Source organism: Streptosporangium sp. NPDC049046, assembly GCF_040649155.1.
Classification (GTDB): Bacteria; Actinomycetota; Actinomycetes; order Streptosporangiales; family Streptosporangiaceae; genus Streptosporangium.
Map to the genome: position 1 here is coordinate 87,243 of NZ_JBEZEZ010000025.1, position 23,266 is coordinate 110,508.

The 23,266-nt window shown below is 69.0% G+C and carries 21 protein-coding genes; 12 read left to right on the forward strand and 9 right to left on the reverse strand.

The features are described from left to right. Positions 1-2: 2 nt before the first annotated feature. The gene (locus tag AB0B96_RS30355; RefSeq protein ID WP_362904116.1) at positions 3-1,148 is read right to left on the reverse strand and encodes an epoxide hydrolase family protein; all 1,146 of its coding nucleotides are present in this window, start codon (positions 1,146-1,148) and stop codon (positions 3-5) included. Between the two features lie 62 nt (positions 1,149-1,210). On the opposite strand from AB0B96_RS30355, the gene AB0B96_RS30360 reads away from it, so the two are divergent. Further along, positions 1,211-2,149 carry a YafY family protein gene (locus AB0B96_RS30360; protein WP_362904118.1) on the forward strand — a complete coding sequence of 313 codons (939 nt, stop codon included), beginning with the start codon at positions 1,211-1,213 and terminating at the stop codon, positions 2,147-2,149. 68 nt (positions 2,150-2,217) lie between these two features. On the opposite strand, the gene AB0B96_RS30365 is transcribed toward AB0B96_RS30360, so the two are convergent. Beyond that, the gene (locus AB0B96_RS30365; protein WP_362904120.1) at positions 2,218-3,219 is read right to left on the reverse strand and encodes an ADP-ribosylglycohydrolase family protein; all 1,002 of its coding nucleotides are present in this window, start codon (positions 3,217-3,219) and stop codon (positions 2,218-2,220) included. A gap of 180 nt (positions 3,220-3,399) precedes the next feature. On the opposite strand from AB0B96_RS30365, the gene cpt reads away from it, so the two are divergent. The 5 genes from cpt to AB0B96_RS30390 all read left to right on the forward strand — a co-directional run bounded on the left by cpt (position 3,400) and on the right by AB0B96_RS30390 (position 8,078). After that, complete coding sequence (gene cpt, locus AB0B96_RS30370) at positions 3,400-3,933, forward strand: chloramphenicol phosphotransferase CPT (protein WP_362904122.1); 534 nt, start codon at positions 3,400-3,402, stop codon at positions 3,931-3,933. Positions 3,934-4,198: 265 nt separating this feature from the next. After that, positions 4,199-5,260: an ABC transporter substrate-binding protein gene (locus AB0B96_RS30375; RefSeq protein WP_362904124.1), complete on the forward strand. Its 1,062-nt coding sequence runs from the start codon at positions 4,199-4,201 to the stop codon at positions 5,258-5,260. A gap of 85 nt (positions 5,261-5,345) precedes the next feature. Further along, a complete protein-coding gene (locus AB0B96_RS30380; protein WP_350945635.1) occupies positions 5,346-6,176 on the forward strand; it encodes an ABC transporter ATP-binding protein in 831 nt (276 codons plus the stop codon). A gap of 10 nt (positions 6,177-6,186) precedes the next feature. Then, positions 6,187-7,044 carry an ABC transporter permease gene (locus AB0B96_RS30385; protein WP_350945636.1) on the forward strand — a complete coding sequence of 286 codons (858 nt, stop codon included), beginning with the start codon at positions 6,187-6,189 and terminating at the stop codon, positions 7,042-7,044. A 257-nt stretch (positions 7,045-7,301) separates the two neighbouring features. After that, positions 7,302-8,078: a DUF899 family protein gene (locus AB0B96_RS30390; RefSeq protein WP_362904127.1), complete on the forward strand. Its 777-nt coding sequence runs from the start codon at positions 7,302-7,304 to the stop codon at positions 8,076-8,078. 251 nt (positions 8,079-8,329) lie between these two features. On the opposite strand, the gene AB0B96_RS30395 is transcribed toward AB0B96_RS30390, so the two are convergent. The 5 genes from AB0B96_RS30395 to AB0B96_RS30415 all read right to left on the reverse strand — a co-directional run bounded on the left by AB0B96_RS30395 (position 8,330) and on the right by AB0B96_RS30415 (position 12,759). Then, positions 8,330-8,851 (reverse strand): hypothetical protein, encoded by a 522-nt coding sequence (locus tag AB0B96_RS30395; RefSeq protein WP_362904129.1) that lies wholly within the window; start codon positions 8,849-8,851, stop codon positions 8,330-8,332. Between the two features lie 252 nt (positions 8,852-9,103). After that, the gene (locus tag AB0B96_RS30400; protein WP_362904131.1) at positions 9,104-9,832 is read right to left on the reverse strand and encodes a class I SAM-dependent methyltransferase; all 729 of its coding nucleotides are present in this window, start codon (positions 9,830-9,832) and stop codon (positions 9,104-9,106) included. A 224-nt stretch (positions 9,833-10,056) separates the two neighbouring features. Then, complete coding sequence (locus AB0B96_RS30405) at positions 10,057-10,809, reverse strand: DUF429 domain-containing protein (protein WP_362904133.1); 753 nt, start codon at positions 10,807-10,809, stop codon at positions 10,057-10,059. Between the two features lie 190 nt (positions 10,810-10,999). Next, complete coding sequence (locus AB0B96_RS30410; RefSeq protein ID WP_362904135.1) at positions 11,000-11,665, reverse strand: response regulator transcription factor; 666 nt, start codon at positions 11,663-11,665, stop codon at positions 11,000-11,002. After that, complete coding sequence (locus tag AB0B96_RS30415; protein ID WP_362904137.1) at positions 11,662-12,759, reverse strand: histidine kinase; 1,098 nt, start codon at positions 12,757-12,759, stop codon at positions 11,662-11,664. Before AB0B96_RS30415 ends, AB0B96_RS30410 begins: the two co-directional genes overlap by 4 nt. A gap of 140 nt (positions 12,760-12,899) precedes the next feature. Between AB0B96_RS30415 and AB0B96_RS30420 the strand changes: the two genes are divergently transcribed. From AB0B96_RS30420 to AB0B96_RS30435, 4 genes are all read left to right on the forward strand, one after another. Further along, positions 12,900-14,243, forward strand: coding sequence for a lipase (locus AB0B96_RS30420; protein ID WP_362904138.1), 1,344 nt, complete (start codon positions 12,900-12,902; stop codon positions 14,241-14,243). Positions 14,244-14,266: 23 nt separating this feature from the next. Beyond that, positions 14,267-15,013, forward strand: a complete 747-nt coding sequence (locus AB0B96_RS30425; protein WP_362904140.1) for a class I SAM-dependent methyltransferase — start codon at positions 14,267-14,269, stop codon at positions 15,011-15,013. A 140-nt stretch (positions 15,014-15,153) separates the two neighbouring features. Continuing rightward, the gene (locus AB0B96_RS30430; protein ID WP_362904141.1) at positions 15,154-15,972 is read left to right on the forward strand and encodes a sugar nucleotide-binding protein; all 819 of its coding nucleotides are present in this window, start codon (positions 15,154-15,156) and stop codon (positions 15,970-15,972) included. 175 nt (positions 15,973-16,147) lie between these two features. Beyond that, positions 16,148-16,591, forward strand: coding sequence for a GNAT family N-acetyltransferase (locus tag AB0B96_RS30435; RefSeq protein WP_362904143.1), 444 nt, complete (start codon positions 16,148-16,150; stop codon positions 16,589-16,591). Positions 16,592-16,750: 159 nt separating this feature from the next. Here AB0B96_RS30435 and AB0B96_RS30440 read toward each other — a convergent pair whose 3' ends face one another. Further along, the gene (locus tag AB0B96_RS30440) at positions 16,751-17,959 is read right to left on the reverse strand and encodes a hypothetical protein (RefSeq protein WP_362904145.1); all 1,209 of its coding nucleotides are present in this window, start codon (positions 17,957-17,959) and stop codon (positions 16,751-16,753) included. Positions 17,960-18,056: 97 nt separating this feature from the next. Between AB0B96_RS30440 and AB0B96_RS30445 the strand changes: the two genes are divergently transcribed. Beyond that, a complete protein-coding gene (locus AB0B96_RS30445) occupies positions 18,057-20,930 on the forward strand; it encodes a tetratricopeptide repeat protein (protein WP_362904146.1) in 2,874 nt (957 codons plus the stop codon). Between the two features lie 206 nt (positions 20,931-21,136). Here the strand turns inward: AB0B96_RS30445 and AB0B96_RS30450 are convergent, their stop codons facing one another. Beyond that, on the reverse strand, positions 21,137-21,727 hold the full coding sequence (locus AB0B96_RS30450; protein WP_350945655.1) for a hypothetical protein: 591 nt from the start codon (positions 21,725-21,727) through the stop codon (positions 21,137-21,139). Positions 21,728-22,384: 657 nt separating this feature from the next. Between AB0B96_RS30450 and AB0B96_RS30455 the strand changes: the two genes are divergently transcribed. Continuing rightward, the gene (locus AB0B96_RS30455) at positions 22,385-23,266 is read left to right on the forward strand and encodes a TIGR03619 family F420-dependent LLM class oxidoreductase (protein ID WP_362904149.1); all 882 of its coding nucleotides are present in this window, start codon (positions 22,385-22,387) and stop codon (positions 23,264-23,266) included.

The window sequence follows — 23,266 nt, forward strand, 5'->3', positions numbered from 1 at the left end:
GGTTACCGCGGTCGTACGATCCGGAAGAAGTGCCGAATGTCGGAGATCAGCAGGTCCGGGGCCTGCAGCGAGGCGAAGTGGCCACCTCGGGGGTGATGGGACCAGTGGGTGATCGTGTTCGACCGCTCCGCCAGCCCGCGGATCGCCCGATCGCCGGGAAAGTTCGCCACACCCGTCGGGACCGGTGAACGCTCGGGAGACCGGCCCCACGTCTCCCCGGCTTCCAGGTAGAGCCGGGCCGCTGATCCGGCGGTCGCGGTCAGCCAGAAGATCGTGACATTGGTCAGGATGGTGTCACGGTCGACGGAGGTCTGCTCGGTTCCGGCGGGGTCCCAGTCCACGAACCACTCCAGGTTCCAGGCGAGCTGACCCGCCGGGGAGTCGTTGAGCGCGTACGCCAGGGTCTGCGGCCGAGTACCCATCTGCGTGGCGTAGCCGGAGCGGCCGTACCACCACATCTCGTTCTGCTCGGCCTGTTCCCTCTCCGCCTCCGAGAGCGTGTCCAGCATGCCGGGATCGGCCGGGGTCGCGGCGTTGGCCAGCGCGTTCACGTGGATGCCGATGACGCGCTCGGAGTCCACCCGGCCGATCTCCGGGGAGACGACGCTGCCCCAGTCGCCGCCCTGGGCGCCGTAGCGCCGGTATCCCAGGCGTCGCATCAGCTCGGCCCAGGCCCGCGCGACGCGGGTGACCCCCCAGCCGGTCTCCCGCGTCGGCCCGGAGAACGCGAAGCCCGGCAGCGACGGGATGACGACGTGGAAGGCGTCCGCCGGGTCCCCGCCGTGTGACCGCGGGTCGGTCAACGGCCCGATGAGGTCCAGGAAGTCGTACACCGTGCTCGGCCACCCGTGGGTGATGATCAGCGGAGTGGCGTCGGGCTCGGGCGAGCGTACGTGCAGGAAATGGATGTTCTGCCCGTCGATCGTCGTGGTGAACTGCGGGACCTTGTTGAGGCGGGCCTCGTGCTCCCGCCAGTCGTAGCCGGTACGCCAGTGCTCGACCAGTTCGACGAGGTAGTCCTTGTTCACGCCGTAGGACCAGCCGACGCCGGGAAGTTCGTCCGGCCAGCGGGTACGGGCGAGGCGGTCTCGCAGGTCGTCGAGTTCGGTCTGCGGAATGTCGATACGGAAGGGCGTTTCTGTGCTCATGCCGCCCACCCTGTGCCCCGTGTAGGACAGCTCCGTTCCTATACAGGGGCGATAGTGGAGGAATGTTGGAAACACCCGCTCGACTGCTGCGACTACTGTCGTTGCTGCAGACGCACCGCGACTGGTCCGGTACGGAACTCGCCGAGCGGCTGGGAGTCACCACCAGGACGGTACGGCGCGATGTCGACAGGCTTCGTGAGCTGGGCTACTCGATTCGCGCCTCGATGGGCCCGGTCGGCGGTTACCGGCTCGGAGCCGGTTCCTCGCTACCCCCGCTGTTGCTGGACGACGAGGAGGCGGTCGCGGTCACGGTCGGCCTGCACAGCGTGGCAGAGGTCGAAGAGGCTTCGCTGCGTGCCCTGACCAAGATCGAGCAGATGCTGCCGTCCCGGTTGCGACACCAGGTCATCGCGCTGAGAAGCGCGGTGGTCGCGATGTCTCCCGAGAGCGGCCCGCCGGTGAAGGCGGCGGTGCTCACCGCGATCTCGGCCGCGATCCATGCTTCCGAGGGGCTGCGTTTCGACTACGTCAGCCATCACGGGGCCGAGTCCCGCCGCGGCGTCGAGCCACATCGCCTCGTCTGCTGGGGACGGAAGTGGTATCTGGTCGGCTGGGACGTCGAACGGGCCGACTGGCGCACCTTCCGGGTCGACCGGATCTCGCTGCGAACGCCCAACGGCCCTCGGTTCACCCACCGAGAACCACCCGACGGCGACGTCACGACCTACCTGTGCAGAAAGATGGGCTTCGAGATGTGGCCGCTCCGCGCCCGGCTGCGGATGCACGCCTCCGCGGCGGACATCGCCGGGCGCGTCAGCGGAATCGTGACCCCCGTCGACGACCACACCTGCCTGCTGGAAATCGCCACGGACTCGTTCGATCTCGTCGCGTTCACCGTAGGCATGCTCGGCGTCGACTTCGAGGTCGAATCTCCCCCGGAACTCGCCCGGCATCTCCGCGAACTGTCCCACCGCTTCGCCAACGCGACCGCCCTCCCGTGACGAGGATTCCGCCCGTCAGGAGAACGTCCCGGACAGCGGCGACGCGCCTGCTCCCCGAAGCCGTGACCTCATCTCACCAGACGCTGTGCGAGATCGACCAGCTCGGGCAGGCGCAGCACCCGCTCACCGGCCCCGGGCAGCGGGACGTGCAGGGGTTCGGTCCAGCGTACGGGGATCGCGTCGGCTCCGTAGACGGCACCCGCGAGACCGCCGGTGACCGCGGCGACGGTGTCGGTGTCACCGCCCAGGTCGATCGCGGCGCGTACCGCGTCCGCGTAGCCGGAGGTGGTACGCAGTGCCCAGAGCGCCGAGCCGAGGCAGGGCCAGACGGCGCCGTTGGGCTCGGTGGCGTCGTCGGGGTGCCAGTGTGACGCGAGAACGACGGAGTATCGCTCGCGCTGGTCGGGATCGACGAGGGCGAGGCTGTCCGGCAGCGCGGCGACGGGGTCGCCGCCCTCCAGCGCCACGCGCAGCAGATCGTGGAAGATGGCCGTTCCCTCCCACGCCGCGGGGTCGCCGTGGGTGAGCGCGGCGATGCGGCGGGCGGCGTCCATGGTGGCGGCCTGCCCGTGCCGGGCGAAGTAGACCGCCGAGGTGGTGGCCCGCATCAGCGAGCCGTTTCCCGCGGCGCGGTGGTTGATCTGGAAGTGGGTCGCGGCCGCGCGGTCCCAGGGCATGCCGTTGGTCAGGACATCCTCGGTCTGCAGCCCGATGTCCTTGGGATCGGAGGCCGCCCAGCGCTGAAACCTGGCGAAGACATCCGGCAGGTCCAGCCCTTCGCGCTCCAGCAGCGACTCGGCCAGGTGCAGGGCCATCTGCGTGTCGTCGGTCGCCTCCCCGACGTCCCAGCCGCCGCCCCCGCACATCTCGTTCTCCCTGCCGGGAACGTCGCCGGGAGTGTTGCCGGGAACGCCGCCTGGAACGTCGCCGGGAGCACTGCCTGGAACGCCGTCTGGAACGGGAAACCGGGCGGAGAACGCCCCGGCAGGACCGAATTCGAAGGGAGCGCCCAGCGCGTCGCCCACCGCCGAGCCCACGACGGCACCGATGGCACGGTGTGTACGGTTCATCGCGGCAGCCTACAGAAGGACATCTCCGGCACCGAGCCTCGAATCCTCCGACTTCGACGGGAGCGGCGGCGCATCCGTCGAAGGCTGCGGCACTCACCACGATCTTCGACCGCGTTCCGAGCCTCCAAGGGGCCGCGAAATTCGCTTCGTGTCGTGCGGGAGAGGCTCTACTGTGGCCGGGTGGCGACTCAGATGATCATCATCAACGGTGGTTCCAGCTCGGGGAAGTCCGGGATCGTACGGTGCCTGCAGGCCGTTCTTCCGGATCCGTGGCCGGCGTTCGGCGTTGATTCGTTCATCGACGCGATGCCCGCGAGGATGCGGGCGTCGACCGAAGGGCTCGAGATCACCGCGGACGGCGGGGTGAGCGTCGGGGCGGACTTCATGGAGCTGCAGACGGCCTGGATGCGGGGTGTCGTGGCCATGGCCCACGCCGGCGCCAGGGTCATCGTCGATGACGTCTTCCTCGGTGGAGCCGCCACCCAGCAGCGGTGGCAGAGGCTTCTGGGCGAGATGGACGTGCTGTGGGTCGGTGTGAGGTGTGAGGGTGCGGTCGCCGCGGGCCGTGAGATCGCACGCGGTGATCGGGTCCAGGGGATGGCCGCGTCGCAGGCGGAGGTGGTTCACGACGGCGTGATCTATGACGTGGAGGTGGACACCACGCATACCGAGTCCCTGGCGTGCGCGCGGATCATCGCCGCCCGGGTCGGCTGATCGACGAACCGGCCCCGTACGGCGACCATCTCCAAGATCAGAATTTGACCAGGATCATCGTCCCGTCGAGACCTCCCCGCCAGACACATCGACGCCCTAATGCGACATAGAACCCAATAAGCGGACATACGGAACGACGCCGAGGCGTCCAGGAACACAAACCGGTAACGGCTCGTGCCCGTGCGATCACAACGCTTGACAGGAGGGCTCGTTTGCAATGTTATGCACTTAACCGACTTATTAAGTAGGAATTAAGGAGTAATCCATGAAGGCTCGCAGGCTCCGGGGGACGGCAGTGGCACTGGCTGCGGTCACGGTGACAGCCCTCGCGGCGGCCTGCGGAGGAGGCGGGGGGTCCTCCGGCAGTGACAGTGCCACGGCGAAGACAGAGGTCCGCCTCGGCTTCTTCCCCAACATCACGCACTCCACGGCCCTGGTCGGGGTGCAGAAGGGGCTGTTCGCCAAGGCGCTCGGCAACGACGCGACGCTGAAGATCTCGACCTTCAACGCCGGCCCGGCCGCGACCGAGGCGATCTTCTCCGACGCCATCGACGCCACCTACATCGGGCCGAACCCGGCCATCAACGCCTGGTCGAAGTCCAAGGGCGAGGCGATCAAGATCGTCGCAGGCGCGGCGTCCGGCGGCGTGTTCCTCGTGGTCAAGCCCGAGATCAACGGCGTCGAAGACCTCAAGGGCAAGAAGATCGCCACACCTCAGCTCGGCAACACCCAGGACGTCGCGCTGCGCTACTGGCTCCAGGAGAAGGGGATCAAGACCGACACCAAGGGCGGCGGCGAGGTCTCCATCCTCCCCCAGGAGAACGCCCAGACCCTGCAGACCTTCGCCACCGGCGACATCGACGGCGCCTGGGTGCCCGAGCCCTTCGCGAGCCGTCTGGTCCAGGAGAGCAAGGGCAAGATCCTCCTCGACGAGACCGAACTCTGGCCGAACAAGCAGTTCGTGATCACGCACCTGATCGTGCGGCAGCAGTTCCTCAAGGAGCACCCCGACCTGGTGAAGAAGCTCGTCGAGGCGCACGTCGAGGCCAACGAGTTCATCAAGTCCGACCCGGCGGGCGCCAAGGAGTCGATCAACGCGGAGCTGAAGGAGCTGAGCGGCAAGCCGATCGCCCAGGAGGTCCTGGACAGCGCCTTCGGCAACATCACCTTCACCAACGACCCGATCGCGTCCTCCCTCGTCGGCAGCGCCGACCACGCCCAGAAGGTCGGCCTGCTCGACCCGGTGGACCTGAACGGCATCTACGACCTCACGATCCTCAACGAGGTCCTGAAGACCAAGAACCAGCCTGCCGTGAGCGACAAGTGACCGGCCAGAGCGAGCACCACAGAACAGAAGAGTCGAGGCGGCACCCCCGGTCACCATCCGGCGAGCCGCTGGTCAGGGAGGCGAAGTGACAGCTCCGATCCAGGAGCTGCGCCCCGGCCGGACCGACGGGCACGAGCCCGCGGTCCGGCTGGACGCGGTTTCCAAGGTGTACGGCAGAGAGCTCCTGGCCCTGGACCAGGTGACGCTCTCGGTGGACAGGGGCGAGTTCGTCTGCCTGCTGGGAGCGTCCGGCTGCGGCAAGAGCACGCTGCTCAATCTCGTCGCGGGTCTCGACCGTCCCACCGCCGGGGAGATCGACACCAGGGAAGCCCGAATCGCGATGATGTTCCAGGAGCCCGCCCTGTTCCCCTGGCTCACGGTCTCGGGGAACATCGAGCTGGCGCTCCGGGTGACGAGTTCGGGCAAGACCACGAAGAAGGAGCGCCAGGCGCGGGCGAAGGAACTCCTGGAGATCGTCCACCTCGCCGACTTCGGCCACAAGCGCCCGCACGAGCTCTCCGGCGGCATGCGCCAGCGGGTCGCGCTCGCCAGGGCCCTCGCCCAGGAGGCCGACGTACTCCTCATGGACGAGCCCTTCGGCGCCCTCGACGCCATGACCCGCGACCTGCTCCACGACGAGCTGGAGCGGATCTGGCGGGAGCGGGAACTGGCTGTCCTGTTCGTCACCCACAACGTGCGCGAGGCCGTACGGCTCGGCGACCGGGTCGTCCTGCTGAGCAGCAGGCCCGGCACGGTGATCGAGGACTTCCCCGTGACGCTGCCGCGGCCCCGCCGTACCGACTCCGCCGAAGTGGCCGAACTCGCCTCCACCATCACCGACCGGTTGCGCCAGGAGGTGTTGCGCCACGCCCAGCCGGCGGCGCAGCGGCCCGCCGGCACCGGGATCGAGAAGTAGCGGGTGACCAATGACTGCTGATCTCTCCCAGCACATCGCCGGCCTGGACGCGCTGGAACTGTCCCACCGGGAACGACAGAGCCTCGCCTCCAGGATCTGGGCCAGAACCTGGCCGATGCTCTCGGCGATCGCCCTCGTCCTCGCCGTCTGGGAACTGGTCGTGCTCAGCGGCTGGCGCCCGGAGTACGTCCTGCCCGGCCCCTTTACCGTCCTGGCGGATCTGTGGAACCGCCTCGGTGAGGCCGAGTTCTACCAGGCCGTGGCCGTGACGATGCGCCGAGCGGTCACCGGGTTCGCGGTCGCGGTGCTGGTCGGGCTCGTGGTCGGCGCGGCCGTGTCACGGGTCAAGCCGCTGCGGGCCGCGCTCGGCTCCCTCATCACCGGCCTGCAGACCATGCCCTCCATCGCGTGGTTCCCGCTCGCGATCCTGTTCTTCAAGCTCAGCGAGAGCGCGATCCTGTTCGTGGTCGTCCTCGGGGCGGCACCGTCGATCGCGAACGGGCTGATCGCCGGCGTGGACTACACCCCGCCGATCCTGCTCCGCGCCGGGCACATCCTCGGCCTGCGGCGCCTCGCGCTCTACCGGCACGTCATCCTGCCCGCGTCACTGCCGTCGTTCCTGTCGGGACTCAAGCAGGGCTGGGCGTTCGCGTGGCGCTCCCTGATGGCCGGCGAGCTGCTCGTGATCATCGCCCATCAGGCGTCGATCGGCGAGCAGCTCGACAACGCCAGGGAACTCTCCGACGCCCCCGGCCTCCTCGCCACGATGATCGTGATTCTGGTCATCGGCATCGTGGTGGACATGTGCTTCGGCGCGGCGGACAACGCCCTGCGGCGTCGCTGGGGACTCGACCAGGGCGTCGGCTGAGAGCGCGGCGGCAGCGGCGACAGCGGCGACACGGTCACCCGCGTTCGACCGGTCGCCGCTGCCGGACCACGACGGCGTCCCGCAGCCGTGGCGGACCGTACCGACGAACCACCCACGCGCCCGGACGGCGTCGTCGGCGCCACCGGAAGACCATCGACGTCACGGGCGAAACCGGCGGCCATTCCCAAGATCAGAATTTGACGACGATCGGTCGAAGGTGTTGTTCCGCCCTCTCCAACCGGGCTAAACAGGTTCACATGACAGAGACACCAGCAGCCGGACGCCCCCTTCCACGGCCGCCGATCGCCGATCGGCGGACCTGGCAGAAACAGATCGACGAACTCCGGGCCAAGGAGAAGGCCCACACCAGGGCCGGAGACGCACTCGCCGCCGAACGCCGTCGGCTGCCGATGGTCGAAGTCGATCCGCGGACTCCGCTGATCGGAGCCGACGGTCCGGTGCCGTTGATCGACATCTTCGGCGGCCGGTCCCAATTGATCGCCTACTTCCAGATGTGGCACACCGGTAAGCCCGCGGCGGGGCAGTGCATGGGCTGCACCTTCTCCACGTCCCACATCAACGAGTTGTCCTACCTGCACTCGCGGGACGTCGGCTACGCGACCTTCTGCCAGGGGCCGTACGAGGAGAGCTCGCGCTATCGCGACTTCATGGGCTGGACGATTCCCTGGTACTCGGTGCCGCAGGACGCCGTGGACCGGTTGGTCGCGGACCGGCACTTCGGCATCCTGGTCACCTATCTCCGCGACGACGACAAGGTCTACGAGACCTACTGGACCACCGGCCGCGGCAACGAACTGATGGCACCGTCGTACGGACTGCTGGATCTGACCGTCTACGGTCGGCAGGAGTTCTGGGAGGACTCGCCGGAGGGCTGGCCTCAGCGTTGGGACACCCGAGGCGACCAGTTTCTGCTGGACGGCCGCCCGACCGCCCAGTGGTCACGGATCAAGGCCGGATACGACGACGACCTCGGCGCCTCATCCGGTGATCATCACCAACCGCACTGCCACTGAACGGGCATCCGTCAGGGGAGAGAATCCACTGCTCGCCGCGCCAGGAGCGACCTGAGCCGATCCACCGCGAGCGCCGCCGCCCAGATCAAGCAACCCTTCCACTGCCTCCTTGCCGCACGCGGCACGGGCCGCGACCGGCGATCACTCGAGGACCCCGGGGTCGTCGCGCAGGCTGTCGTGCGCGACCACGCGCGGCACGCCCAGCGGCGCCGGCCCTCGGATCACCGCCGCGGGCAGGCCGAGGAGCCGCCTCACACGTCATCTCGCGCGAGGGCGCCGGCGCGGAGCAGTCGCCACAGGCCGGCGAAGGCCAGCGTGGCCGTCACCGCGCTCATCCCGAGCCGCCCCCAGTGACCGGTCTCGAACTCGAACGCGGTCTGGCGCAGCACCTCCACGGAATGAACGGCGGCGCCCTGCTCGAACATGATGTCGTTGCGCGGCCAGAAGTACAGGACCGAGAACAGGAACTCGCCCAGCAGCAGTGACAGCAGGCTGCCGCCGGCCCACAACCGCGTGTCCCGGATGGGCCACACCAGGATCAGGGTCGCCACGGAGGCGATCACGGTCACCGCGCCCATCGGTGGGAAGAAGTCGGCGGGACCGCTCACCACGAAGAACTCCACCGACTCGGCCAGGGAGGCCGGCACGTCGTGGAACACGTTGGGGTAGATGACGATCGTCTCTACCGCGATACCCCCGAACGCCACCATGGCGATCCAGACGTACGCGGTAAGGACGGCAAGAGAAAGTCGATGTCGCATCAGCAGGCTCACCTAACGGATGGGAAGCTCGGACCCGGTCACGCTACGAGTCCGCCCCTCGCCCCGTCGTCGGCCTGAAAGCCCGACGCGCGTACGCGTTTCGACGTACCTCCTCGCGGTCGACGCTTGATGGTGCGGGTACCCCCACCGTCCTGAAAGTGCGTTCCGCGAGCTGATGCCCTGTTCGTCGTTGGCGTCGGGATAGGCCGGCTGTCCGGAGGCTCACCGGTCAGGCCATGGGCGCGGCTGAACCGCCCCGTGTTCTCAGGTCGTGGGCTGGGCGATGAACACGAACTCGCGCCCCGGGCGATCAGGGGCCTCTCGCACATCGAGCACCCGGTAGCCGTGGGTGACCAAGCTCGATTCGACCTCCTCGCGGCTGCGGAACCGCAGGGTCGAGTCGGAGACGACCGTCGCACCGTCCACCGGAAACCTGTAGGTGTAGCGGAAGGAGACGAACGGCAGGCTTACTTCGGTGACCTCACGGCGCCGCTCCACCTGTCCTTTCCCGGGGATGTCGAGGATCAGGTGATCATCGTCGGCGGCCCACTCCTCCCAGGCCCGATACTCGGGTCTCCTGGTCTCGAACACGAGATATCCGCCTCGACGAAGAACGGCGTGGACGCCCCGCAGAGTCTCAGCCCAGTCGTCGTCGGTGAGGAACACCTGCGCCACGTTTCCCGTCATCACCGCGAGATCGGCGCCGAACGGCGGCACCGTCCTGACATCGCCATGAACCCAGGTGACCGTTGCGGTCGCGTCCTTCGACTTCGCGACCTCAAGCGACGCCTCCGCCGGATCGACCCCCACAACGGTACGGCCGGTTGCGGCGAGCAGGACCGCGAGGGATCCCGTCCCGCAGCCGACGTCGAGTACGCGGTCCGCCCCCAACTCGTCGGCGAGGTCGAGGTAAGCGGCCAGGTCGTCGCGGTCGCCGTCGAAGGCGTCATAGACGGGTGCGAGACGAGGGTGCGCGAAAATCGCATCAGGCACCCGGCGACCGTATCCACGTTCAAGCGTCCCGGCCACGGATTTAACGAACCGCCCGGCGACTCGCGGCTGTCCCGCGAACAACCCGGCCGGATCGTCCAGGACACGCGGATCCACCCGGCTCGCCCTGCCGTCCCCGATCCCGATCCCGATCCCGAGGAGGTGAGACGACATCGGGGGTGGGCGCCTCGTTCAGGACGACCAGGGTGCCCGGCTACACGTTCTCCTCAGCCGGCCGGGCACAGCTCACTCAGAGGTCCGGTGGGGAGCGCGATCCATCCCTCGGAGCGCGCCGAGTGAGCTTGGTCCTGTGCCGGAACGGTCGCGAGACCCTGAGCCGCGGCGCGGGCGGTGAGCGCGGCGATGACGGCGTCCGTCGCGTGGTCGGACGTCCGGCAGATCTGTTCGTGTTCCCCCAGGTCCAGCCATGGCGCCGCTTCCTGGAGTTCATCGACCAACCCCGCGAGTCCGCCACGGTTCGCCGGGCTTTTATAGCGGCCGTGGGGCAGGCCCCAGCATCTGAGCGAGGCCGCGGGGTAGACCTCCGCCACGACACCGGTGCCGCTACGGTCGACCGGCTGCCCCTGCCGGGCAAGCTCGGCGAGCAGGGCCGCGCAACGCAGGGCCGTGCTGCCGATGAGATTCGCGGAAACACTCAGAGGATAGAAGTCGAGGACTTCCTTCACCTCGTAGTCGGTGACCCGCATGGTGAACTGCCTGCGCCAGGCGACGTCCGTGCTGCCCTCGGGCACGGCGACATGTCCCGTGCGGTGAGCCGTGATGAAATCAACGAACTTGTCCGGCCAGCCGAGCGGACAGTCGATACCGGCCTTGTCCGCGCCTTTGATCGCTTCGACGATCAGATCATCGTCGGCCACAGTCTCAAGCCTGCGGACACGGGCCCCGTCGGCAGACCAATCAAGCCAGGCCACCGCCGTCTCTTTCGCTTCCGTCGCCAGGTCAACACCAACCGTGAGCATCGGTTCACGATAAAACACCGGCTGCTCAGCGGACAGGCGGTACTTCTACGGAAAGCGGCTGCGCACGCTCAAGGACCTGGACAGCGCCGCGATCGTGTTATGCGAGATACGGCCGCCGACCCGGACGGTGATGCGCGGACCGCGCTGGACGGCATGGACCTGCCGGCAATTCCTCCTCCTGCCAAGGGCATCACGCCTTGGCGGCACTGACGAGGCCGCTCTCGTAGGCGATGATGACGAGCTGGGCACGGTCGTGCACATCCAGCTTCGACAGCAGGCTGCGCACGTGGGTCTTGACGGTGGAGATGCTGAGGCGCAGGTGGGCGGCGATCTGGGGATTGGTCAGACCGCGGGCGACGAGCGTCAGCACCTCGCGCTCGCGGCCGGTCACCGCCGTCAGCTCGCGCGCGCTCAGGGCGTCGGCGGCGGCCCTGCGGGTGAACTCGGAGATGAGCCGCCGCGTGACCGTTGGTGCGAGCAGCGCCTCGCCGGAGGCGACCACGCGGATCGCGGCCAGTAGGTCGGCCGGCGGGATGTCCTTGAGCAGGAACCCGCTCGCCCCGGCACGCAGTGCCGCGTAGACATACTCGTCCAGGTCGAAGGTGGTCAGGATGACGACCCGGGCCCCGGCCCATGACGGGTCGGACAGGATATGGCGGGTGGCCTCCAGTCCGTCCATGTCCGGCATGCGCACGTCCATGAGGACGACGTCGGGCCGGGTGCGCGCGGCCAGCTCGACGGCCTGCGCGCCGGTGCCCGCCTCGCCGACGGCGACCAGGTCTGCCGCTGTGCCGACGAGCATCGTGAGCGTGGCACGCAGCAGCGGCTGATCGTCCGCGATCGCCACCCTGATCACAGCGCCTCCTGCGAGGCGTAGGGGAGGTGAGCCAGCACGCGGAAGCCGCCGCCCGGGACCGGGCCTGCGATGAGCCGCCCACCGTACATGAGGCAGCGCTCGCGCATGCCGCGCAACCCGTGCCCACCTCCGTCACCCGGTGGGCACCGGCCGTCGTCGGTCACCTCCACCTCCACCACCCCGGCCTCAGGTACCGTGACCCGCACCCGGCAGCCGGTCCCGGCATGCTTGCCCACGTTGGTCAGCGCCTCCTGGACGATCCGGTACACGGCCAGCGCCACCCCATCGGGCAAGTCCCCGGCCTCGACGCGCAGGTCCACCTCGACCCCCGCGTGCGCGGCCAGGGCGTGCAGGTCCTGCAGCCGTGGCACGGGCGCGGTGCCCTGGAGGCCGGACTCCGAGCGCAGCATGCCGAGCATGGCGCGCATCTCCAGCATCCCCTCCCGGCCGATGGTCTCGATCAGCCGCAGCGCCTCGCGCGCCTCCTGCGGACGGGTCTCGGCGACGAGCCCGGCGACCCCGGCCTTCATCGTGATCAGGCTCATGCTGTGCGCGACGACGTCATGCAGATCCCTGGCGATGCGCAGCCGTTCCTCAAGGGCTGCCCGCTCCGCCGTACGGGCCGCGTGCAGACGCTGTTCACCGACGGCCAGGCCCGCCGTCCAGGACAAGCCGATCACGGTCAGCCCGAACCCGGCGTCGCCGAGCGCCTGCGTCCAGGACGGCCAGGCGGCGGCGAGCAGGGCGGCGGCCACACAGCCCAGCGACGCGGACAGGCCGGCGATGGCCGGTCCGCGCGGCTCCTGCACGCCGACCGAGTAGAGCACCACGGCGACCGGCAGGTAAGCCGCCTCCACGCCCATGAGCAGCGCAGCGGCGGCGGCGGCGAGCGAGACGACCAGCGAGGGCAGCGGCCACCGTCGCCGCGTCGCGACGGGCAGCGCGGCCAGGGCGGCCGCGACGACCGCCGCGATCACGCCGGTCCGCAGCTGCGCCGCCGCCGCGAAGGCGGCGGCCAGCAGGAGCGCGACCACCACGTCCACGGCCACCCAGTGGCCGTGGCGCAGCCTGTGCACCACCAGGCTCTCTCTCATCAGCCGACAGTATCCGCGCAGGTCACCTGCGCGACATCGTCCGCAAGGAGGAACGCCTGTCTGGCGTAGCGTCCTGGGCTGATGTGGGCTTCGTCCGGCAGGGCGATGCCACCGTTCGGTCCTGGCGACAGCGTGGAGGCATGAAGACAACACCTCTCGTGATCGCCGCTGCCGCGCTCCTGGTAACGGTCGCGTCCCCGGCGGGCGCGACCACAGCCCCGGCGCGGTTCGAACCGCCCTCTCCCACGGGCCCACACAAGATCGGCACAGTCGCGCTGCACCTGGTCGACCAGTCCAGGACCGACCCATGGGTGACCGACCGCAAACGCGAACTGATGATCAGCATCTGGTACCCGGCGCGCAAGACGGCCGGATACCCGCTCGTGCCCTGGATGCCGAAGGCGGCGGCCGACCGCTACCTGCGCGACATGGGGCTGCCGCCGGGCAAACTGGTCCTGGGTGACACCGACGGCCATCAGGGCGCTCCGGCCGACCGGCGGCTCGGGCGGCTGCCCGTGGTGCTGTACTCGCCCGGTGCCAATGCCTCACGCTCCTTCGGCACCGGGGTGGCGCAGGAGCTGGCCAGCCGTGGCTACGCGGTCGTGACGATCGACCACACCTACGACGCGGCCGTGGTCGAGTTTCCCGGCGGCCGGGTCGTCACGAACCCGAAGGGCGAGATCACCGACTTCGTCAAGGCGGCCAAGGTACGCGCCGACGACACCAGGTTCGTGCTCGACCAGTTGCCCGGCGCCCTGCCCGCGGGGCTGAGGGGGGTGCTGGATCTGAAGCGCATCGCGATGTTCGGCCACTCCCTCGGTGGCGCCACCACCTCCTCGGCCATGTACGCCGACAGGCGTATCAAGGCCGGGCTCAGCCTCGACGGCGCGGTGCTCGGCCCCGTCGCCAACGCCGGGCTGGACCGGCCGTACTTGGTGGTCGACACGCCCGGCAAGGGAGGGATGGTCAGCAACCCTGCGCTGCGGACGTTCTGGAAGAACCTGCGCGGATGGCGGCTCCACCTGACCGTCAGGGGCGCTGCGCACAACTCCTTCGGCGACGACGTCCGGCTCATCCGCAAGGCCGGGCTGCCGGTAGAGGAACTGGTGGAATCCGTCGGGACGATCACCGAGAAGCGGGCGCTGGCCTTCCAGCGCGCCTACCCGCTCGCCTTCTTCGACCGGTTCCTGCGCGGCAGGAAGTCCCCGCTGCTCGACGGGCCGACATCACGTTTCCCCGAGGTCACCTACACCAAGCACGGGCACCCCGTGACCGCCCCCCTCGCCGGATGCCGCGCGTCATCTCCGGCCTGTGACCCCGTATTTCCGCGACGCCCACCGCTCCGGGCCGAGGCTACGAGCAGCCCGATACGGCCTGTCCTTCAGAGGCAGGTCAGCAGGAGCGATACTGAAACAGCGATCAAGCGACATCCCGTACGGCGCCACGCCACCCAGGCCGCGGGCACGGTGCCGGTACGACGATGACGACAGCCGGAAAGGCGGTGTCTATGTCCAGCACGCAGTTGTACGACACCATCGGAAGCACCTACACCGTGACACGGCGCACCGAACCGCGCATCGCCGCGCAGATCTGGGCCGCGCTCGGCGACGCCCGGACCGTACTGAACGTCGGGGCGGGCACCGGCTCCTACGAGCCCACCGACCGCCACGTCCTCGCGGTGGAACCGTCGGCACTCATGCGTTCGCAGCGTCCTCCGGACGCGGCGCCGTGCCTGATCGGATCCGCCGAGAACCTGCCGTTCGACGACGAGTCCTTCGACGCCGCGATGACGGTTTCCTCCATCCATCACTGGCCGGACCCGATCGCCGGCCTGTGCGAGATGCGGCGGGTCGCTCGCCGCGTGGTGGTGTTCACGCACGACACCACTGACACCGGATGGCGTCATCGGTTCTGGCTCACTCGCGACTACCTGCCCGAGGTCGCGGACCTCCTGGTCGGCCGGCCTTCGGTGACCGAGCAGGCCGATGCGATCGGAGCCCGGATGGAACCGGTGCTCATCCCGTGGGACTGCGCCGACGGCTTCCTCGAAGCCCACTGGCGTCGGCCGGAGGCATACCTCGACGAGAACGTCCGTCGCGGAGGGTCGGTCTGGACCAGAGTCGGGCCGGACGTCGAGCAGCGCGCGGTACGCAGTCTCCGTGACGACCTCGCGTCCGGCCGGTGGGCCGAACGCAACCGAGACCTCGTCGATCTCGACGCGGCAGAGCTCGGCCTTCGCCTGCTGATCGCCTGAACCTCCGCCGCGGTGCTGCGTGTCAAGCTCAAGCGGGACACACGGGGATCCGGTCCTCGACTCCGCGGACACGACACCGAGAATGAATGCATGATGAGCCGGTGAGCACTTCCTCCAGCGCATCCGGCTCGGACCGGCCAATGAGATTCCTTGTCGTCGGCGGCAGTGGGTTTCTCGGCGGCGAACTCGTCCGGCAGTGTCTGGTGGCCGGACATGAGGTGGCCGCGACCTACTTGACCCGACCGGGAGAGGCCACGGGTGTCGAGTGGTCGCCGCTCGATGTACGCCGACGAGACGACGTCGACGCGCTGATCGGCGCGTTCCGGCCGGAGGTGGTCGTCAACGCCGCGTACCTGCAGTCGGACTGGGCGACCACGGCGACCGGAGCCGTGAACGTGGCTCTCGCCGCCGCTGCGGCAGGCGGGCGCCTGGTCCATGTGTCCAGCGACACGGTCTTCTCCGGTGCCGCGATTCGCTATGACGAGACGTGCCTGCCCGACCCGATCTCCCCGTACGGTGCGGCCAAGGCCGCCGCCGAGACGGCGGTGAGCGCGATCGCGCCGACCTCGGTGATAGCCCGGACGTCCCTGATCATCGGCGACGGCGGTTCTCCGCACGAGGCGCTGGTGCGTTCGCTCGCCACCGGCAGGGCGAGCGGAGTGCTGTTCACCGACGACGTGCGATGTCCCGTGCATGTCGCCGATCTCGCCGCGGCGCTCCTCGAACTCGCCGTGTCCGAGTATCACGGCGTCCACCACGTCGCCGGCACCGATGCGATCAGCCGGTACGAACTGGGGCTGCTCATCGCCCGACGCGATGGGCTCGACGCGGACCGATTGCCTTCAGGCCTGAAAGCGGACACCAACGTGCCCGGCCCGCTGGATGTGCGCTTGGAGTGCGAGATGACTCAGCGGCGACTTCGGACCAGGCTGCGTGGCGCGCGGCGGTTTCTGGGGTGACGTTTCCATCGCCGAGATCCGGCGTCGCGGAGTGCGCCAGACCCGCCGGCCCCGTTTTCCACACGTGACCGATCTTCAGCGGAGACCTGGCGCCACCGGCCGATTGGTGGCCGCTCAAGGGCCGAATAAGCTCAGGCGCGTCACTTCATTCCGAGCACATCAGGGAGCCCCATAAGTGGTGATCATCGCTCAGGAGACGTCGTTCGACGAGGCCGAGATGTTCGAGCTCTACGACTCGGTCGGCTGGGGCCCGTGGACGCACGACGTCACCCGGGTATGCCGGAGCCTGGCCAACTCGCACCTGGTCATCACCGCCAGGGACGAGTCGGGCAAGCTGCTCGGCCTGGCGCGGACGGTATCCGACGACGAGATCGTCTGCTACGTGCAGGAGTTGCTGGTCAACGCCCGACACCACGGCAAGGGCGTCGGCCGCCGACTGCTGGAGCACCTCAAGGACCGTTACGCGCACTGCCGCTACTTCGTCCTCACCACCGATCACGAGTCCACCCCGGCAGGCCCCGCGAACCACGCCTTCTACCGCCGCCTCGACCTGATCGAGCACCACGAGCAGGGCTTGTCGGCCTTCGGCCTGCGGGTGCGCGACCCGCGGAGCCTCTAGACCCGCCGACCTGTCTCCACACGTCAGTACGGCCACCCTGTGCTCCTCGCCACCCGCCGCACGGCTGCGGTGGTCGGCATGGTCGTGTGACTTGCCTGGCAAGTCGCGCTCCCGCAACCGGTGGAGCGGTGTGTTGCCAGGCAAGTTGTCCGATCCTGATCAGATGACGCGGACCTGGAACTGGTCCCCGTCCAGGACCCGGGACTTGTAGTAGAAGGCGCCCAGGTCGGCTCCGCCGAGAGTGTTCTCCGCCAGGGGAATCATGCAGGCGCTGTAGCCGCCGGAGTCGGTGGAGACGCGCATCGACAGCCACGTCGCGCGACAGTTGAACTCATACGCGGTGTTCAGGTTGAAGATGAAGATGTTTCGGCCGTACGGCTGGGAGTACGCACCGTTGTAGGTGGACTTGAAGGGGTATTCGTCACAGGACCAGACTCCCGGAAGCGGAGGGTCAGGGCGCCCCGGCGGGCATGCCCTGTTGTAGTTGTTGGCCATGAGGGTCTCGTTCTGGGTCCTGGTCAGGAGGTTCGTCATCTTGAAATGGTTGATGGCGAGCTGGAGGTGGCGAGCATACGACGGGTAGCGATACGACAGGACGTCGTGCATCGGGACGACCGAGTCGTAGACGCAGCCCGAGGGGTAACCGGTCAGCGCGTCGTCGCAGCGGTGCACGGCCGGCGCCGTGATCGAGGGGTTTGTCGTCGGGTTGACCCATCCCGCGTTGGCGAACCAGTACCTCATCCCACCGTGTGCCCCCCACTTGTAGCCGCTGAGCGGGCTGTTGAAGTACGTGGTGGTCGAGTGGACGCGGCCCGGGAGCGCTGACCCGCCGACCAGTCCGCTGCTGGACACCGTGCAGCTGGCGAGGCATTGCGGCTCGGCGTAGACGAAGGTGTCGAGCACCACAGGGATCGCCGGGCCGGAGACGGAGTTGGCCTGGTAGTGCCACGACTGGCTCCACCGCAGCGAGCTGTAGTCAAGGGTCGTCAAGCTGGAGACGGTGAACTGTATCGAGCCGATGACGACCCCGTTGGGCACCGTGAAAATGAGCAGGAGACCATCCTCTATCACGCATGCGGCTGTCCGGGACAGCGTGGCGCGCCCGCCGCAAATATCGGCGGCGGCGACGCCGGCGTCGGTCGTGGCCGGGCCGGTTTTCCTCGCCTGCTTGCGGATACAGGTGGCGGTCTCGGACTTCTCGGTCGCGGCGATCTTCGCCGCGTGCTGTTTGAGGTCGGCGCCGCACTCCTGTACGACGGTGGGCTCCGGTGCGGGCTTGTCCGGTGCCGCTGTCGCCGGAGGAGTGGGGACAAGCAGGGACAACAGCGCTAGAGCGACGCTCGCGATCCCCGCTTTCCATCTGGCCACGGGTTACTCCCTTCGTGGAAGAACGTTGGACGAAGGGAAACCCCGGCCTCTGGACAGGCTCTGGAAGTTTGATGAACATCGCCTCTACACTGTGGCGGTGCTGGTCGTCCAGGTGCTCGGCCGCCTGCGGGTGTGGCACGACGATCGCGAGGTCGATGCCGGGCCGCCCGCCCGCCGTCTGATGCTGGGGGTTCTGGCGCTCAACGCCGGGCGGCTGACCACGCGCCGGGAGCTGATCGAGTCGCTGTGGGGCGAACGGCCGCCGTCAAGCGCGGTCAACGTGTTGCACACCCACACCAAACACCTGCGCCGCCTGCTCGACCCACGGCACAGCCCGCGCGGCCAGGGCGGCGTGCTCTCCACCGTCGGCGACGGCTACCTGCTGCGCCTGCCGGAGGACGCCCTCGACCTGCTGCGCTTCCGGCGTACGGTGGCAGCCGCGCAGCAGGCGGAAAGCGACGGCGACCCGGCGCGAGCAGCCGCGCTCTTCCGCGAGGCGCTGCGGCTGTGGGAGGACGACGACCCCCTGTGCGACGTGCCGGCGCTCGAAAGCGACCCCAAGGTGTGGGGCCTCAAGGCCGAGCGCCGCCGCGCGCAGCTGTCCTACTGGGACCTGATGCTGCGGGCGGGCAACGCCGCCGAGGTCATCGCCGCGCTGGCGGTGCAGGGCGCGGTGAGCCCGCTTGACGAGGCGGTGCAGGCCACACTGATTCGCGCGTACCAGGCGACGGGCCAGCGGGCGATCGCCTTCGAGCGGTACGAGACCACTCGCCTCGTGCTGGCCCAGGAACTGGGCGTGGAGCCGAGCGGGGAGCTCCAACGGGCGCACCGGCATCTGCTTGAGGAGCAGGAAAGCCGTGGTGTGCCAAGGATTCCGCGTCAGCTCCCGGCGCCGGTGCCGGACTTCACCGGACGCGTCGACGAGCTGGCCCTGCTTGACGCCGCGAGCGCCCGCCGCCCGCCGGGGGTCGTGGTCGTCTGCGGCACCGCGGGCGTGGGCAAGACGGCTCTCGCCGTCCACTGGGTTCACCGCAACCGCGAACTGTTCCCCGACGGGCGCATCCACCTCGACCTGCGCGGCGACGACGCCGAACATGCGTTACCCCCGCACGAGGCGCTGGGCCGCATGCTGGCCGCCGTCGGCGTGTCCGCTCAGGACATTCCGGCCGACACCCAGTCGCGGGCCGCGCGCTGGCGCACCGAGACCGACGGCCGCAGGTTGCTTGTGCTGCTCGACAACGCGGCCTCGACCGAGCAGGTACGGCCGCTGCTGCCCGGTACGCACGACACCCTCATGGTGATCACCAGCCGGGACAGGCTGGCCAACCTGGTCGCCCTGCACGGCGCGCACCGCATCGAACTGGACCTGCTGCCCCGCACCGACGCCGTCCACCTGCTGCGCCGGCTGGTGGGCGAGCGGGCGGGCACCGATCCCGACAGCGTCGACTCGCTCGCCACCATCTGCGCCCGCCTGCCACTGGCGCTGCGCCTGGCCGCCGAGTACGCCGGGGCGCAGGCGCACCTGCCGCTGGCCGGCGTGGTGACGCGGCTGCACCTGGCCGGACCGCTGGATCTGCTCGACTGGGGCGGGGCGGCGATCCGGCACGTCTTCGGCTGCTCGTACCGGCTGCTCGACGCCGAGGCGCAGCGCCTGTTCCGGTTGCTGAGCCTGAACCCGGCGCCGCACTCCACACTGGCCTGCGCGGCGGCACTGGTGGAGGTCGACGAGATCGACGCGGCCCGGCTCCTGCACCGGCTCACCTCGGCGCACCTGCTGCGATGCGACACCTTGGGGCGCTACGGGTTTCACGACCTTCTGCGTGCGTACGCCGCCGAGATCAGCCTCGCCCTGGACGGCGAGGCCGAACGGCAGGCGGCCGTGGACAGGCTGCTGGAGCACTACTGCGGGACCGCCGTCGAGGCGAGCGACACCCTCTACCCCGGGTGGAGCGGGAGCTGGCGGCACGCCGGGCTCGCCCTCAAACCCAGCGGCGTCACTCTCTCGCCGGGCGCGGCACTGTCGTGGTTGGACAGCGAGCTGGCGTCGTTCGGCACGATCTGCCAGTTCGCGGTCAGGCAAGGGCGGCCCGAGCGGGCGGTCACCCTTGCCGCCGCGTTACACCGCTACCTGGAAGCGGGGCACGGCACCGAGGCCCTGTCGATCTACGAGTGCGCCGTCGACGCCGCGCGGAGGATGGGAGACGCGGAGGGCGAGGCGCATCTGCGGACCAACGCCGGGGTCATCCTGCGGCTGCTCGGCCGGTACGCTTCGGCCGTCGAGGAACTGAGCGAGGCGCTGGAGCTGTGCCGGAGCAGCGGCAACCGCCACGGCCAGGCCCGCTCGCTGTCCAATCTGGGCATCATCGAGGAACGCCTCGGCGAGTTCGCCTCCTCCGCCGCCCGGCACCGCGAGGCCGTCGCGCTCTACCGCGAGATCGACGATCCCTTCGGCCAGGCGGCGGCGCTGACCAACCTGGGCAATCTCAAGGAGTCGATCGGCGAGCACGCCGAGGCGGCGCGGCACTTCCTGGCCGCGCACGACATCTTCGCCGCGCTCGGTGAGCGTGCCGGGCAGGCCATCGCCCTGTCCAACCTCGGCCAGATCCACAGTTCGCTGGGCGAAGACACGCTTGCCGTCGCGAAACTGCGCGAGGCGCTGAGCCTGTTCCGCGAGATCGAGCACCGTGACGGGGAAGCGACCGCGCTGAGCAACCTCGGGACCGCCCTGTGCCGTCAGGCGAAATTCGACGAGTCCCTGTGGCACCTGGAGCAGGCGCTCGAGATCTTCCGGTCGACCAGACACAGGTACGGCGAGGCGAGTGTCCTCAACGCGATCGGTGAGGCGTTGCACACCGTGGGCCGTGACGGCGAGGCGGCGCAGCGACACCGGCTGGCGCTGGCGATCGCCGCCGAGACCGGCGACGAGGACGAGCGCGGCCGTGCCGCCGCCGCGCTCGAAAACCTCGGCTGAGGACCGCGAGGCGTGAGAGCACGGTGTCGGCGCGACCGGTGACGGCCTCGTACGAGCCGGTGATGAATCACAGTGTGGCGTCACCGTCGCCGTCGCGGATGTGCAGGCGCGCGAGGTTGACGAGAGGTTCGAGTGCGTGACGCGCGGTCCGCACAGACCTTGAGCCCTCAGCCGGGAAAGTCAGGGGTAACCCCCGGCTTTCTTGTTCAGTACGACGGGGTGTCTTTTTCGCCGCGGAGCACCCGGAGTGCCTCCTCGGCCCGATTCTGGGCCTCCTGATGCGTCAAGCCGTCCACGGAGGCGACGAAGGAGACGAAGACGTCTCTGTCGGGGGCCTTGAAGCTGAAGGTGTCTCCCAGCGAGGGGAAGATTCTGCGCGTGAGTTCCATCGTGGACGCGGTGATCTTCTCGTTGGGAGTGCTGTCCCCGCCGATTGCCGAGAGCATGCCGAACCATGCGCCGAGGCGCCACGTCAGGGCCTTGGCGAAGGCGATGTTGAACGGAATCCCCACGATGGGAATGGAGCCGACGAGCTTGTCCCAGAGTAGGTCCTGGGCGAGGAAGGGAATGTTCGGCTTCAGGTATTCCTTGGCGGCCTCCCCGGTGATGTGGCCCCTGCCGTAGATGCTCCGTACGTCGTTCCACAGGTCGATGTAGAACGGAATCGCGATCACGTCGACGACCAGGTTCGCTCCGCCGCCGAAGAACCCGCTCGCACCCTGCGCCAACACGTTTCCCGTCGCGAGGGTGCTGGTTCTTTCGTAAACCCGCGCGGCGCGCTCCTCTTTTTCTTTCATGTTCCCTTCCGCTTTTTCGTGTCATGCCAGATGGAACGAGGCCGGTGGACCGGCCGTACCGAGTGTAGAACTAAGCGCCTATCCAGAAGTTCTGCACGTAACCGGGTGCGAGATCGCCGGAGTGGACAGACGTTGACAAGGGCCTCGCCGGAGGTTGGATCGAAGTTGCCTTCCTCGTTCACTCCGGCCGGCGAGGTGGTGGCCAGTATGCGCTCTTCTGTCGTGTTCGCCAATGCTCCGGCCGTCTCGGTCGAGCACCTGCGGGCGCCTCAGCCGCCGTGATCGCCCACGGGTGGCTGACGTACTGACACGGCAGTGAGGCGAGAATCCCGCCGACCCCGAAACGGGCCTGCGTGGCGGTGAACTGCTCGACCACGGTCACGGTCGTTCCTCCAGGAGCAGATCGGCGCGAGCCGTGGTGATCGGCAGGCCGGTGGCGGCTTCGATCGATGTGGCCGGTCGGTCAGGTGGAGCGGTGGTGCATCCATGCTCGCTCCGCCTTGCCTTGACGCCGGTGACAGGGTTCTAGTGTGGCCGCGACAGACGGGTGGGGACGTCGTCGACGCATGGTGAGGCCATGACGCCGCCTCGGTACCGGCCCATGCCGATCTACGACCGCCCGTCCATCGCACCGACCGGCCGACCGAAGGAACGACGATGAAGTTCGCAGTCAGCTACAGCACGCCCTACCACGGCGTCGACCCCGACACGATCGTGGCCTACGCCCGGCACGCCGAGGACTGCGGCTTCGAGGCGCTGTATCTGCCCGAGCACATCGCGCTGTACCCCGGCGCGGCGGTCGGGCACTTCGAGCTCCCGCCGTCGCTACCGTACTTCGATCCGCTCGATTGCCTGAGCTTCGTCGCCGCGGCCACGCGAAGGATCCTGCTCGGGACGGGTGTGCTGCTGCTGCCGTACCACCATCCGGTGATCCTCGCCAAGCGCCTGGCGACCATCGACGTGCTGTCCAAGGGGCGGATGCGGCTGCTGACCGTGGGGCTCGGCACCCTGCCCGGTGAGGCCAGGGCGACGGGCGTCGACTTCGGCACCCGTGGGCGTCGCGCCGACGAGGCGATCGACGTGATGCGGCTGCTCTGGGCCGGTGGCGAAGAGGGGGTCGACTTCGACGGGGAGTTTTTCTCCTTCGACAAGCTGTGCCAGTTTCCGAAGCCGTACGGGGTCACCCACCTGCCGATCCACGTCGGCGGATCGAGCCGGGCGGCCGCACGCCGCGCCGGACGACGCGGCGACGGCTACTTCCCGGGTGGCGCGCTCGCCCCGGACGAACGCGCCCTCCAGATGGACCTCGCCCGGGCCGCCGCCGCCGAGGCGGGCCGCAGCCCGGAAACGCTGGAGTACACGCGATCAGGGGCGATCGACATGACCGCCGAACAGGTCGAGGCGTTCGCCGCGCAAGGCGTGACCCGCATCGTCGTGAGTGCCACCGCCACCGAACCGGAACGGCAACGCGAGGAGATGTCCGCGTTCGCCCAGCGGTTCGCCCTTCCCGACACCACCGAGGCGGGGACGCGCACCTGA

Coding starts and splice junctions, on each gene's coding strand:
- AB0B96_RS30355 (WP_362904116.1), bottom strand. CDS start 1,148: ATGAGCACAGAAACGCCCTTCCGTATCGACATTCCGCAGACCGAACTC.
- AB0B96_RS30360 (WP_362904118.1), top strand. CDS start 1,211: ATGTTGGAAACACCCGCTCGACTGCTGCGACTACTGTCGTTGCTGCAG.
- AB0B96_RS30365 (WP_362904120.1), bottom strand. CDS start 3,219: ATGAACCGTACACACCGTGCCATCGGTGCCGTCGTGGGCTCGGCGGTG.
- AB0B96_RS30375 (WP_362904124.1), top strand. CDS start 4,199: ATGAAGGCTCGCAGGCTCCGGGGGACGGCAGTGGCACTGGCTGCGGTC.
- AB0B96_RS30385 (WP_350945636.1), top strand. CDS start 6,187: ATGACTGCTGATCTCTCCCAGCACATCGCCGGCCTGGACGCGCTGGAA.
- AB0B96_RS30390 (WP_362904127.1), top strand. CDS start 7,302: ATGACAGAGACACCAGCAGCCGGACGCCCCCTTCCACGGCCGCCGATC.
- AB0B96_RS30405 (WP_362904133.1), bottom strand. CDS start 10,809: ATGCTCACGGTTGGTGTTGACCTGGCGACGGAAGCGAAAGAGACGGCG.
- AB0B96_RS30415 (WP_362904137.1), bottom strand. CDS start 12,759: ATGAGAGAGAGCCTGGTGGTGCACAGGCTGCGCCACGGCCACTGGGTG.
- AB0B96_RS30420 (WP_362904138.1), top strand. CDS start 12,900: ATGAAGACAACACCTCTCGTGATCGCCGCTGCCGCGCTCCTGGTAACG.
- AB0B96_RS30425 (WP_362904140.1), top strand. CDS start 14,267: ATGTCCAGCACGCAGTTGTACGACACCATCGGAAGCACCTACACCGTG.
- AB0B96_RS30430 (WP_362904141.1), top strand. CDS start 15,154: ATGAGATTCCTTGTCGTCGGCGGCAGTGGGTTTCTCGGCGGCGAACTC.
- AB0B96_RS30450 (WP_350945655.1), bottom strand. CDS start 21,727: ATGAAAGAAAAAGAGGAGCGCGCCGCGCGGGTTTACGAAAGAACCAGC.
- AB0B96_RS30455 (WP_362904149.1), top strand. CDS start 22,385: ATGAAGTTCGCAGTCAGCTACAGCACGCCCTACCACGGCGTCGACCCC.